This window comes from Pseudomonas sp. 7-41, from assembly GCF_021233075.1.
GTDB classification, from domain to species: Bacteria; Pseudomonadota; Gammaproteobacteria; order Pseudomonadales; family Pseudomonadaceae; genus Aquipseudomonas; species Aquipseudomonas veronii.
On sequence record NZ_CP089551.1, the window covers coordinates 501431 to 513374 of the forward strand.

The window sequence follows — 11944 nt, forward strand, 5'->3', positions numbered from 1 at the left end:
AATTCATCGCTTCTGAGGTCCCGTCGCTTCGAGTGTTCGGGTATCCCAGCGTTTGGCTTTGACGGCTTGATAGAGCATGTGGATGGTTAGCGGGATCTTTCCCTCGCAGCCTCTTTCCACGAGTCGTAAGTACGCATCAAAACCTCGGTGCTTGAAGTAGCGGTTGTTTTTATAGTCGCCGAGGTTTATGCCGAAATATTGTTTCAGCGCTGCCATCAGTTGTTTTGCCTCGACGCCGTTACAGCCGAGATCATGGTTGATTGAGGTATTGATGGTTATGATTTGGTGTTTGGGCAGACCTACATCTTCATGAATTAGCTGCAGAAGATGGAGCATGACAGGATCGTCAGGAAAACCGGGGGCCAGGTTCAACGTTGGGGCGACGAGTAGCGGGTGAGTTGACCTGATTCGACTGTAGCGGTCGCGGTCCAAGAACAATCCTGAGCCTATTAGGATAGCGCCTATCGGGATGCTGGGAAGTTGGATTTCAGTTATCCAGTAAGGGAGCCATATTGAACAGATCAGCCCCGCAGCCAGTAGGGACAGGCCTGCGTATTTCCTGAGGTTATGGGATCTGATTTTTTTGACAAGGACAATGTCCAAAACGATAAAAACGATCCATTGAAAATATTCAATCATTGGGCTTAACCGCCTAGGAACGGGACGACAATGGCAGACATGGAGCGTTGAGGGCCTATCCCGCCTTCGACCTGGGCTTCAATTCCAATGACCACGTCGCCAGCGGGGTAGCTACGGATGATGCTTTTGATGATTAAGCCCACCGTGGTGCCAACGACGCGTGCTACAGGTTTTGAAAGCGGGTGAATGGGCGCACCGAAGGCCCCTGCCAATAATAAGGCGACGATGGTCCCGCGTTCGTTAAGCAGATCGGCTTGTTGCCGGGTCAGCGGCTTGGAAATCGCGACAGTCATCTTGCAGGGCAAATCACGAGCAAACATCTTTTCATAAAGATCCACCAGTCGATAGCGCACCTCGTTTGCTGAAGCACCGGCTTCTAACAAGCAAAGGTTTGCCAGAGCATGCTTGTGAGTGGGGAGAACGGTAAGGCGAATGACCGTGAAGGTGACGCCGTAGTGGCCGATGTGTTGAGTCCTTTCGATGTCCATGGGTTTTTGCCGAGGCAGTTGAGAGATCAATAGTTTCGGCCATGCGAAGAGGGGTTATGTAGAGGATTGGGCGGGTGTTTTGAGCAGTTTGGGAAGGGGACTACGTAGTAATAGATAGTTTCTTACGGAAGATTCCCGCATTTTCAATTTCACCGAGATTTGCAGGGCAAAGCCAATCAATTGTGGGAGTCGGGCTTACCCGCGATGGCGGTGGGTCAGGTATAGAAATGTAGCCTGAAGTTTCGCCGTCGCAGGCAGGCCCACTCCCACAGTTTTAGCTGTGTGGCTGGCTTGGTTGTGTTTGCTTAATAGCTGGTTTAGCCGTTCGTGGTTCGATCAGGCACTGACAGGCCTACTGATACACCCTGGATGATTTTCGCCGCTTCCGGCGGGATGCGTTCCGGGGTGCAGAACAGTGTGCTGCCTTTCTGGATGTTGACGCTGCGCAACTCGCCAGCCCAGTCGTAGATGTCGTCGAACAGCGTGCGGTGGATGTGTTGCAGGCGGTCGAGGTCGTAGGGCGGTTACGCAGGACGCCGTTACCGGGGTAGCAAGGCTTGATTGTAGCGAAATAAAATCACGTCACATTTTGTATAAAAAGTCCGCAAGGGCTCTAAATTCAGCGTATGTTTCACCGCAAAATCTTGTAGGACGATCCCGTCCACTACTTAAAGGGAGTTAAGCATGGGTTTGCTTCGTGTCGCTTCGGCGATGTCATTGTGTGCAGTGGCTTTTTCGATCCAGGCCGAGCAGTTGCCGATCGAGGTGCTCAGTGCGGTGGTCAAGGACCAGAAAATCGCCGACGCCGAAGTCCTGCTGCAACGTAACGGCGCACAGAACGTGGTGGGCCGCACCAACGCCCAGGGCCAGGTGACCCTCACCAGCGAAGCGGCCGATGATGCCAGCAACCTGTTGATCATCAAGAAGCCCGGCTATTCCAACCTGGTAGTGAAGTGCCCCTGCGCCGGCATGACCTACGCCATCAGCCCGGTGATGGAAAACCTCGACGGCCTGCGTGTGGTGCTGACTTGGGGCAAGACCCCGGAAGACCTCGACTCCCACATGATTTTCCCCGGCAACAACATCTACTTCGAGAATCAGCAGGGTGCCGATGCCGAGCTGGATGTGGACGACGTCGACAGCTACGGTCCGGAAACCATTACCCTGCAGAAAAAACACTTCGGCGAAAGCTACGTGTATGCCGTGCATGACTTCACCAACATCGAGAACCCAGGTTCGCGTCAGCTGTCCAACAGCGAGGCCAAGGTGTTCGTGTACATGGGCCAGTCCCTTGTGCGTACCTACTACGTGCCAAAAAACCGCAGCGGTAACCTGTGGACAGTGTTCCGCATGACCGGTAGCGGTGACTTCCAGGACATCAACACCTTCAGCGGTGTGAAGGTGGAAGCCAAGGACGTGCTCAATGAAGTCAAACCGTTGCTGGATGACAGCGTTGCAGTCGCGGCCGTGGCTGTCAGCTCTTCCGCGCAAACCGATGCGAAGCGTCTGAACCTGCAAGGTGAAGCGGCCTACCAGGCTGGCAAGCTGGATGAAGCCATCGACCTGTTCCGTCAGGCCATCGACCTGGACAATAGCTTCGGCAAAGCCTACGGCAACCTGGGTCTGGCGTATCAGAAGGCCGGCAACACCGCCGAGTCGATCTGGGCCAACCGCAAGGCCATCGCCCTGGCGAACGGTGCCACTGCCGCGACCGTGCGTGCCGGCGCCTACTACAATATTGCGCGGATCTACGAAGCGGCGGGGCAGTTCGCGGATGCGTTGCGTCACTACCAGTTGGCCAAGGAACAGAAGGCCAATCCGGTGTATGACACGGCGATCGAGCGTGTGCAGAACCGCTGATTTAGCTGTAGGGCCGTTCTAAGGTGTGGGAAGAGGGTTGCTCCCGATGGCGGTAACTCAGTCGGTTAATTTCTGACTGATACACCGCCATCGGGAGCAATCCCCTTCCCACATTTGGTTTGTGATGTTCCTACTTACACAGTCGAACTTGTCATATTTGGCCCAAGGCCATTGCCCCAGCCTGTGTATCATCCTGTCTCTTTTTTCCTTGCGACCTATCTCGATTCGCTGAGCGTCCCAGGCTATGTTTTTGAGCCACCTTCAGCGGTCAATGGAGTGACAGCTTATGCACGACACCCTCCAGCAGGTCTTTGGTTATCCACAATTTCGTTTGGGCCAGGAAGCCGCGGTCAGCGCCGTGCTGGCCGGTCGTTCGGCGGCAGCGATTTTTCCGACCGGGTCGGGCAAGTCCCTGTGTTACCAGCTGTCGGCGGTGTTGCTACCGCACCTGACGCTGGTGGTGTCGCCGTTGCTGGCGCTGATGCAGGACCAGTTGGGTTTCCTGCAACGCCATGGCATCTCGGCCGGCAGTATCGATTCGGCGCAAAGCCGCGATGAGGCCAATGAGGTGATGGCGCGCGCGCGCTCGGGCGAGTTGAAAATCCTGATGATTTCCGTGGAGCGCTTGAAGAACGAGCGCTTTCGCAACTTCCTGCAGAGCGTGCCCATTTCATTGCTGGTGGTGGATGAGGCGCACTGTATTTCCGAATGGGGCCACAACTTCCGTCCGGATTATTTGAAGCTGCCGGACTACCAGCGTCAGTTCAAGATCCCACAAGCGCTGCTGCTGACGGCTACAGCGACGCCCAAGGTGATTGCCGACATGCAGGCCAAGTTCGCCATTGCGCCTGACGACGTGATCACCACGGGCTTCTACCGGCCGAACCTCAACCTGTTGGTAGAGCCGGTGAGCGGCGCGGACAAGCGTCGGCGGCTGGTCCAATGGATGAACGAGCGGCCCGGCCAGCCGAGCATCGTCTACGTCACCTTGCAGAAAACCGCCGAGCAGATCGCCGAGCACCTGAATCGCCATGGCATCCAGGCCGAGGCGTATCACGCCGGCTTGCCCCACGACAAACGCGAGGGCATCCAGCAGCGTTTCATGGGTGGGCGCTCCAATTGCATCGTCGCCACCATCGCGTTTGGCATGGGCATCGACAAGAGCGATATCCGCAACGTGGTGCATTTCGACCTGCCCAAATCCATCGAAAACTACAGCCAGGAAATCGGCCGCGCCGGGCGTGACGGGCAATCCTCGGATTGCCTGGTGCTCGCCAACCGCGACAGCCTCAATGTGCTGGAAAACTTCGTGTACGGCGACACGCCTGAGCAGGAAGGCATTCGCCGTGTGCTGGACGAGTTGCAGGCCGCGCGAGGGGACGGGCAGTGGGAGTTTCTGCTGCGCTCGCTGTCGGACCACAGCAACATCCGCGAGCTGCCCCTCAAGACGCTGCTGGTGCAGTTGGAACTCAAAGGCGTGATTGCGCCGCGCTACGCGTTTTACGCCGAGTACCGGTTCAAGTACCTGATCGAGCCCGACGCCTTGTTGGCGCGGTTTTCCGGGGAGCGGCAGGCGTTTGTCGCAGCGATCGTCCAGGTGTGCAAGCGGGCCAAGACCTGGGCGACAGTGGATTTCGACACGCTTTATCAACAGCACCAGGCCGAGCGCAATCGCGTGGTGAAAGCGCTGGATTACTTCCAGGAGCAGGGCCTGATCGAGCTGGAAAGCAAGCAGATGACGGAGGTCTACAGCCTGCTGAAGACCGATTTCGATCCGCAGGTGTTGAGCGCCGAGTTATACACAGGCTTCAAGCAACACGAGGTCACGGAAGTGGCACGGATTCACGCCATGCTCGACCTGTTCGCCACCGAACACTGCCTGGGCCAGCGCCTGGCTCGCTATTTCGGTGATGAACATGCACCGCAGCGCTGCGGGCATTGTTCGGTGTGCCACGGCCATGTCGCGCATTTGCCGGCGCCGCCGAGCCTGGCGCCGCTTGTGGATAAAAACTTCATGGGGCTGTGCGGTGATTTTATCCACAGGCATCATGAGTACTGCGGCCAACTGCCCGGCGCCGAACGGCTGACGCGGTTCCTGGGCGGTATCAGCGTGCCGCTGTTCACCAAATTGAAGGCACGCGGCATCCCTGGTTTTGCTGCGCTGGAGGACTACCCCTACGCCGAGGTACGCGAGTGGGCCGAAATCCATTTGAATAACCTGTAAACCCACTTTGACGAGACGCGCCGATGCCTGACTCCATGCCCCAACGCGCCGATTACCGGCACTTCCAGCCGATCATTACGCGCTGGCACGACAATGATGTGTATGGCCATGTGAACAACGTGACCTACTACAGCTTCTTCGACACTGCGGTGAATACCTACCTGATCGAACACGGTGGCTTGGATATTCATGACGGCGAGGTGGTGGGGTTTGTGGTGAGTTCGGCGTGTGATTACTTTGCTTCCGTCGCCTTTCCCGAACGCATCGAAATAGGCCTGCGGGTCGGCAAGTTGGGCAACAGTTCGGTGCAGTATGAGTTGGCGGTGTTCAAGGCAGGCGAGGAGGACGCCTGTGCGGCGGGGCGCTTCGTGCATGTGTTCGTGGATCGGGGGACGAACCAGCCGGTGACGATTCCGGAGCGGTTGCGCGAGGCGTTGCAGCGGTTGGTGGCCTGACTGTGGGAGGGGGCTTGCCCCCGATAGCGGTGTATCAGCCAGCACATGGGTGACTGAAACTCGGCTATCGGGAGCAAGCTCCCTCCCACAGTGTTTCTTCAGTGTTCTTTAGATCTGATCAATCACGGTAGTGATGCTTGTTCTTGCGATGGCCATAGGCATGGCCACGGCCAGGGTGACCATCCCGGTAGTAGCGACGGTCGTCACGGCCACGGTAACGACGGTCGTCGTCATCGCTCTTGTTGCCCATGTAGTTGCCCAGCGCGCCGCCCGCGCCGCCGCCAGCGGCTGCGCCGATCAGGCTGCCGGTGGTGCCGCCCATGCTGCGGCCTACCACGTTGCCGCCCGCTGCGCCCAGGGCGCCGCCAATGGCTGCTTCGCCGCGGCTGCGCTTGTCAGCGCCGACCGCACTGCCGCCCGCGCCGCCCAGGGCTGCACCGATGGCTGAACCGGTATTACCGCCGACCTGCTGGCCGACAACCGAACCGAGTACCCCGCCCAATGCGCCGCCTACACCGGCTTCGGTGGTGCCACCGGCCATGGCTGCGCCACTGACCAGGCCAAGGGACAACAAGAGAATCGAGGAGAACTTCATAGAGAGACCTCAAGAGGATGACGGCGCGATCCTGAGGCTGTGTCGACATTGTGACAATAGAAATCCGACCAGTAACACGACTTGTACACAATTCTCTAACTTACTGTTTTAGCTAGGGAACTTAAGTGATTTCGGCGGGTCTTTAGTTACTTCGGAACGGCCGCTTTTATGCAAAAGCGGCCTTTTTTGTGCCTGGGATTTACGCCGAGCGCGCCATGATCAGGCCATTGTCGCTCGCCGCTTCCAGGCGGATCGCAACAAATTTCGACGTCGGCGTATGGCTGCCATCCCCGGTGCTTTCCAAGGGCACCAGCGGGTTCACTTCCGGGTAGTAAGCCGCTGCCTGCCCCGCCGGAATATCGAACGCGAGCAAGGTGAAGCCTTTTACGCGGCGCTCACGGCCGTCTTCCCACAGCGACACGATGTCGGCCTTTTGCCCCGGCTTGAAGCCCAGGCGGATGATGTCGGCTTCGTTGACGAACAACACGTCGCGTTGACCTTTGACCCCGCGATAGCGGTCGTCCAGGCCATAAATGGTGGTGTTGTACTGATCGTGGGAGCGCATCGACTGCATGATCAGGTCCGGCACGTGCCCTGTGGCGTGGGTGCGTTCGTGGATCAGGTCCTTGGGCAGGACGTTCGGGCGGAAGTTGGCGCGGCCCGAAGGCGTGTTCCAGCGACGTGCCCCGGCGGCGTTGCCCAGGTAGAAACCGCCCGGGTTTTTGATCCGCTCGTTGAAGTCCTTGAAGCCTGGGATGGTGTCGGCGATCAGCTCGCGAATACGTCCGTAGTCGCCCACCAGCCAGTTCCAGTCCACCGGTTGGCTGCCCAGGGTGGCGGCGGCGATGCCGGCGAGAATGGCCGGCTCGGATTTCATCAGGCTCGACAGCGGTTGCAGCTGGCCGTTGGAGCCGTGGACCATGCTGAACGAGTCTTCCACCGTCACCGCCTGCGGGCCTTCGGCCTGGATGTCGATGTCGGTGCGGCCCAGGCACGGCAGGATCAGCGCGTCTTTGCCGTGCATCAGGTGGCTGCGGTTGAGCTTGGTGCTGATCTGCACGGTCAGGTCGCAATTGCGCAGGGCTTCGAAGGTGCGCGGGCTGTCCGGGGTGGCTTGGGCGAAGTTGCCGCCCAGGCCGATAAATACTTTGGCGCGGCCTTCCAGCATGGCGTGGATCGCCTCGACCACGTTGTGCCCGTTGGTGCGCGGCACCTGGAACTGGAAGCGCCGCTCCAGGGCGTCGAGGAACGCCACCGGCGGCCGTTCGTTGATGCCCATGGTGCGGTCGCCCTGCACGTTACTGTGGCCGCGCACCGGGCACAGGCCGGCGCCTGGGCGGCCGATATTGCCGCGCAGCAGCATCAGGTTGGCGATTTCCTGGATGGTCGGCACCGAGTGACGATGCTGGGTGATGCCCATCGCCCAACACATGATCACGTTCTTGCCTTTGGCGTACATGCGCGCCGCTTGCTCGATTTCTACCAGGGGCAGGCCGGACTGCGCGACGATTTCTTCCCAGGAGGTGTCGTCGATCTGGCCGAGGTAATCGAGCACGTGGGTGGTGTGTTCGTTAAGGAAGTCGTGGTCGAACACCGCTGCCTTGCCTTCGGCCTGGGCCTGGCGCTCCCACAACAGCAGGAACTTGGCCATGCCGCGCAGGATGGCCATGTCGCCCCCCAGCGCGGGGCGGAAGTATGCGGTGTTGGTCGGCTTGTCGCCGTTGGTGAGCATTTCCAGCGGGTGTTGCGGGTGCTGGAAGCGTTCCAGGCCGCGCTCTTTCAGCGGGTTGATGCACACCACTTGAGCGCCGCGCTTCACCGCTTCGCGCAGCGGTTCGAGCATGCGCGGGTGGTTGGTGCCGGGGTTCTGGCCCCAGACGAAAATTGCGTCGGCGTGTTCGAAGTCGTCAAAGGTCACGGTGCCTTTGCCGACGCCGACACTTTGCGCCAGGGCCACGCCACTGGCTTCGTGGCACATGTTCGAGCAATCCGGGAAGTTGTTGGTGCCGTAGGCGCGCACGAACAACTGGTACAGGTACGCCGCTTCGTTGCTGGCGCGGCCCGAGGTGTAGAACTCGGCCATGTCCGGGCTCGGCAGGGCGTTGAGGTGCTGGCCGATCAGCTCGAACGCCGCCTCCCAACTGATGGGCTGGTAACGGTCGGTCTGTGCGTCGTAGCGCATCGGCTCGGTCAGGCGGCCCTGGTATTCCAGCCAATAGTCACTTTGCTCCAGCAACGCGGTGACGCTGTGCTTGGCGAAGAACGCGGCATCGACGCGGCGTTTGGTGGCTTCCCAGTTGACTGCCTTGGCACCGTTTTCGCAGAACTTGACCATGCCGCTTTCCGGCGAGTCGCCCCAGGCGCAGCCCGGGCAGTCGAAGCCGCCGTTCTGGTTGGTCTTGAGCATCATGCGCAGGTTTTTCAGCGCGTTGTCGCTGGTCAGCCATGCCTGCGCCACGCTGATCAGCGCGCCCCAGCCGCCCGCCGCACCCTTGTAAGGCTTGTAGCGCGGGGTTGGGGTTTGGTCGGCTTGGTGGTGATTGCTCATGGCTGTTTCTCCATCGCAGGGCTGTAGACCCGCGGCGCACTTTTCTGCGGCAGGTGGATGAGATTGAGGTTGTGCCGGCGTGCCCATTGCAGGGCCAGGCCGGTGGGCGACGACAGGCTGACCAGGGTCTGGATGCCCGCGCGCAGGACTTTCTGGATCAACTCAAGGCTGCAACGGCTGGTGACAATGGCCAGGCCGCCTTCGCTTGGAATCCGTTGGCGGATCAGCGCGCCGATCAATTTATCGAGGGCGTTGTGTCGGCCGATGTCTTCGCGGCCCAGCAGCAGTTCGCCCTGGTTGTTCATGAACACCGCCGCATGCACCGCGCCGCTGTGCTGGCCCAGAGGCTGGAACGCGCTGATGCGCTGGCGCAGGCCGTCGAGCCACTCGGCCGGCGGCAGGGGCGCGCCGGGCAGTACCTCAAGGTCCGGCAGGGCGTGTTCCAGCGCTTCCACGCCGCACAACCCGCAACCGCTGGTACCGGCCAGTTGGCGGCGCTGCTGCTTGAGGTTCCAGAACGCGCGGCTGGAAATCTGCACCTGAGCGTACTGGGCAGAGCCCGTGCCGCTGAGTTTCAGGTCATAAATGTCGCTAACGTCGGCGATAATGCCGCTGCCGATACTGAAGCCTACAATGAAGTCTTCCAGGTCCGTCGGCGTCACCAGCATCACGGCCTGGCTGATGTCGTTATAGGCAATCGCCAACGCCACTTCTTCCGCCAACGCGGTGCTGGCGACTTCCGTGTGTTCGAGCGTGCAAAACTGGTAGCTCTGGCTGGCGGCGGGCGCGGGCGTTTGAACAGCGGGCGCCGCGCAGACTGGGCGCTTGGCGTTCATGAGGCAGTACCGACGGCGGATGGGTCAGTGTTTAGACTAGGCGCGACAAAGCGTCGCGTCTAATTGCCAGTACTGATCTACCGATAGATGACGTCGATCAAGACTCGGTTTGCGATTTCTGAAACAGCGCGAAACACGCTTCCGCCAACGCAGAGCGCGGGGCGCTGCGGCGCATGATCAGCCCCAGGCGCGCCAGGGTGTGGGCGTCTTCGATCGGTTGCAGGCGCAGATGCTCGGTCAGCGCGTCCAGGCCACCGTCCAAGGGCATCACCGCACAGCACAGCCCGCCGTGGACCGCTTGTAACAACTGATGGACCGCGTCGGTCTGCAACAACGGTTGCGGGTGCAGGCCCCGGCTATGGAAGTTGTGATCGATGGACTGCCGGAAGTGCATGCCGCTGGTGAGCATGCCCAGCGGCAGTTCGATCAGGGCTTCCCAGCTCAGGGGCTTTTCGCCGAAGCTGAAATAGCGTTGGTCGTACAGCAGGCCCATGCGGGTTTCGCCGAGGGCCAGGGAGTCGAAGCGCTCGTTGTCCAGGCGGTCGAGGTAGGACACGCCGAGGTCCAGGCGATTGCTCGCCAATTGTTCGAGGATCTGTTCGGAGCTGAGGGCCGACAGCTCAAAGCGCAGACTTGGGTGTTCTGTGTGCAGTTGTTGCATCAGCGCCAACGGATCGAAACTCGACAGCGGCACCACACCCAGGCGCAACGTCCCCACCAGGTTGCCGCGACAGGCTGCGGCTTCGGCCAGCAGGCCGTCATACGCCGCCAGCACCGTGCGCGCCCAGGCCAGCACGCGCTCACCTGGGGCGGTGAAGCCTTCGAAGCGCTGGCCACGGTTGACCAGTGGCAGATCGAGTTCTTCTTCGAGGCTGCGCAGGCGCATCGACAGGGTCGGCTGGGTGATATGGCAACGCGCGGCCGCCTGGCCGAAGTGGCGCGTCTCGTCGAGGGCGATGAGGAATTTCAGTTGCTTGATGTCCATCTTCGCTCCAGGGCTTATTCCAATGGCGGGGGGATTCTAGCGTGTTTGGGTCTTTAGGCGGCTGGGAACCCAGATCTGTTGGGCTGGTCTAGTCTTTGGCATCTGGAACTCAAACCCAAGGAGAGAGCAGCATGAGTATTTTTAGCTTTGTTAAGGAAGCCGGCGAAAAGTTGATCGACCTGTTGACGCCGGGTAATGCGAACGCCAGCGAGCAGTTGAAAGAGCATGTGGCCAAGGTCGGTCTGGGTAATCCGAACGTACAGACCACGGTTGACGGCGACAAGGTGACCGTGACCGGCGAAGTTGCCAGCCAGGAAGAGAAAGAGAAGATCCTGCTGGCGCTGGGCAATATTGCCGGGGTCGCGAGTGTGGATGACCAGATCAAGGTCACCGACCCCGCACCGATTGTGGCGGCGCGTTTTGTCGTGGTGAAAAAGGGCGACACCCTCAGCGCGATTTCCCTGGCGGTGTACGGCAACGCCAATCTGTACAACAAGATCTTTGAGGCCAACAAGCCGATGTTGTCGCATCCGGACAAGATCTACCCGGGGCAGACGCTGCGCATTCCCGAGTAGTACACGCGGTAAACCTGTGTGGGGGCTTGCTCCCACATGGGTTCAGAGTCCGACAATGAGATCCCGGTAGTCCTCGACTGCCGCAAATTCCCCGGTGTCCTTTGGCCCTTTTTTGCTGTCCGGCTCTTTCACCGCCAGCAAATGCCCCACGCCGAAGTCCCTGGCGCTGCGCAGGATCGGCAAGGTGTCGTCGATGAACAGGCTGCGCGCCGGGTCGAAGTCGATATCGGCCTGCAGGGCGTCCCAGAACTGTGGGTTTTCCTTGGCGAAACCGTAGTCGTGGGAACTGATCATCCGCTCGAAATACGGCGCCAGCTCGATGCGTTCCATCTTCAATGACAGTGAATCACGGTGCGCGTTGGTGATCAGGATCACGCGCTTGCCGGCCTGTCGGATCGCCGCCAGAAACGTATCGGCATCCGCACGCAGGGCGATCAGGTGGGCGGTTTCCTGCTTGAGTTCGCGCACCTGGATTTTCAGCTCGGTACTCCAGAAATCCAGGCAATACCATTGCAACTGGCCGGCGTTACGCTCGAACAGAGGCTGCAACTCCATCTCGGCCATGGCACGGCTCACCCCGTGCAACTCAGCGTAGCGTTGGGGCAGGTGTTCCATCCAGAAGTGGTTGTCGTAATGCAGGTCGAGCAGGGTGCCGTCCATGTCCAGCAGGACGGTGTCGATGGCGTGCCAGGGCAAAGAGGGCATGGGGCGTTCTCACGTAAGTAAAGATATCCGACAC

11 protein-coding genes and 1 pseudogene are annotated in these 11944 nt (G+C 59.9%); 4 read left to right on the forward strand and 8 right to left on the reverse strand.

The window, feature by feature from the left end; all coding sequences use genetic code 11:
• Window positions 1–3: 3 nt before the first annotated feature.
• The 3 genes and pseudogenes from LQ249_RS02195 to LQ249_RS02205 form a co-directional block, all read right to left on the reverse strand.
• The gene (locus LQ249_RS02195) at window positions 4–639 is read right to left on the reverse strand and encodes a DUF1493 family protein (RefSeq protein ID WP_232566157.1); all 636 of its coding nucleotides are present in this window, start codon (window positions 637–639) and stop codon (window positions 4–6) included.
• Window positions 640–644: 5 nt separating this feature from the next.
• Complete coding sequence (locus LQ249_RS02200) at window positions 645–1127, reverse strand: hypothetical protein (RefSeq protein WP_046385050.1); 483 nt, start codon at window positions 1125–1127, stop codon at window positions 645–647.
• Between the two features lie 365 nt (window positions 1128–1492).
• Window positions 1493–1651 (reverse strand): annotated as a pseudogene (locus LQ249_RS02205) (Fic family protein); the annotation flags it as partial.
• A gap of 160 nt (window positions 1652–1811) precedes the next feature.
• Between LQ249_RS02205 and LQ249_RS02210 the strand changes: the two are divergent.
• The 3 genes from LQ249_RS02210 (at window position 1812) to LQ249_RS02220 (ending at window position 5666) form a co-directional block, all read left to right on the forward strand.
• Window positions 1812–2987 carry a tetratricopeptide repeat protein gene (locus LQ249_RS02210; RefSeq protein WP_057005767.1) on the forward strand — a complete coding sequence of 392 codons (1176 nt, stop codon included), beginning with the start codon at window positions 1812–1814 and terminating at the stop codon, window positions 2985–2987.
• A 286-nt stretch (window positions 2988–3273) separates the two neighbouring features.
• Complete coding sequence (locus LQ249_RS02215; protein WP_232566158.1) at window positions 3274–5211, forward strand: RecQ family ATP-dependent DNA helicase; 1938 nt, start codon at window positions 3274–3276, stop codon at window positions 5209–5211.
• 23 nt (window positions 5212–5234) lie between these two features.
• Window positions 5235–5666, forward strand: coding sequence for an acyl-CoA thioesterase (locus LQ249_RS02220; RefSeq protein ID WP_169881831.1), 432 nt, complete (start codon window positions 5235–5237; stop codon window positions 5664–5666).
• Window positions 5667–5784: 118 nt separating this feature from the next.
• On the opposite strand, the gene LQ249_RS02225 is transcribed toward LQ249_RS02220, so the two are convergent.
• The 4 genes from LQ249_RS02225 to LQ249_RS02240 form a co-directional block, all read right to left on the reverse strand.
• Window positions 5785–6261, reverse strand: coding sequence for a glycine zipper domain-containing protein (locus LQ249_RS02225; protein ID WP_017848563.1), 477 nt, complete (start codon window positions 6259–6261; stop codon window positions 5785–5787).
• Window positions 6262–6460: 199 nt separating this feature from the next.
• Entirely contained in the window at window positions 6461–8809 is a 2349-nt protein-coding gene (locus LQ249_RS02230; protein WP_232566159.1) for an FdhF/YdeP family oxidoreductase, read from the reverse strand.
• Window positions 8806–9645 (reverse strand): formate dehydrogenase accessory sulfurtransferase FdhD, encoded by an 840-nt coding sequence (gene fdhD, locus LQ249_RS02235; RefSeq protein WP_046385046.1) that lies wholly within the window; start codon window positions 9643–9645, stop codon window positions 8806–8808. The genes LQ249_RS02230 and fdhD overlap by 4 nt, the downstream gene beginning before the upstream one ends.
• Window positions 9646–9742: 97 nt before the next feature.
• Complete coding sequence (locus tag LQ249_RS02240; protein ID WP_017848560.1) at window positions 9743–10630, reverse strand: LysR family transcriptional regulator; 888 nt, start codon at window positions 10628–10630, stop codon at window positions 9743–9745.
• A gap of 131 nt (window positions 10631–10761) precedes the next feature.
• Between LQ249_RS02240 and lysM the strand changes: the two genes are divergently transcribed.
• Window positions 10762–11205, forward strand: a complete 444-nt coding sequence (gene lysM / locus LQ249_RS02245; RefSeq protein ID WP_046385045.1) for a peptidoglycan-binding protein LysM — start codon at window positions 10762–10764, stop codon at window positions 11203–11205.
• A 42-nt stretch (window positions 11206–11247) separates the two neighbouring features.
• Here the strand turns inward: lysM and yrfG are convergent, their stop codons facing one another.
• Complete coding sequence (yrfG, locus tag LQ249_RS02250; RefSeq protein WP_232566160.1) at window positions 11248–11910, reverse strand: GMP/IMP nucleotidase; 663 nt, start codon at window positions 11908–11910, stop codon at window positions 11248–11250.
• Window positions 11911–11944 lie beyond the last annotated feature (34 nt).

Coding starts and splice junctions, on each gene's coding strand:
- LQ249_RS02195 (WP_232566157.1), bottom strand. CDS start 639: ATGATTGAATATTTTCAATGGATCGTTTTTATCGTTTTGGACATTGTC.
- LQ249_RS02200 (WP_046385050.1), bottom strand. CDS start 1,127: ATGGACATCGAAAGGACTCAACACATCGGCCACTACGGCGTCACCTTC.
- LQ249_RS02210 (WP_057005767.1), top strand. CDS start 1,812: ATGGGTTTGCTTCGTGTCGCTTCGGCGATGTCATTGTGTGCAGTGGCT.
- LQ249_RS02215 (WP_232566158.1), top strand. CDS start 3,274: ATGCACGACACCCTCCAGCAGGTCTTTGGTTATCCACAATTTCGTTTG.
- LQ249_RS02220 (WP_169881831.1), top strand. CDS start 5,235: ATGCCTGACTCCATGCCCCAACGCGCCGATTACCGGCACTTCCAGCCG.
- LQ249_RS02225 (WP_017848563.1), bottom strand. CDS start 6,261: ATGAAGTTCTCCTCGATTCTCTTGTTGTCCCTTGGCCTGGTCAGTGGC.
- LQ249_RS02230 (WP_232566159.1), bottom strand. CDS start 8,809: ATGAGCAATCACCACCAAGCCGACCAAACCCCAACCCCGCGCTACAAG.
- fdhD (WP_046385046.1), bottom strand. CDS start 9,645: ATGAACGCCAAGCGCCCAGTCTGCGCGGCGCCCGCTGTTCAAACGCCC.
- LQ249_RS02240 (WP_017848560.1), bottom strand. CDS start 10,630: ATGGACATCAAGCAACTGAAATTCCTCATCGCCCTCGACGAGACGCGC.
- lysM (WP_046385045.1), top strand. CDS start 10,762: ATGAGTATTTTTAGCTTTGTTAAGGAAGCCGGCGAAAAGTTGATCGAC.
- yrfG (WP_232566160.1), bottom strand. CDS start 11,910: ATGCCCTCTTTGCCCTGGCACGCCATCGACACCGTCCTGCTGGACATG.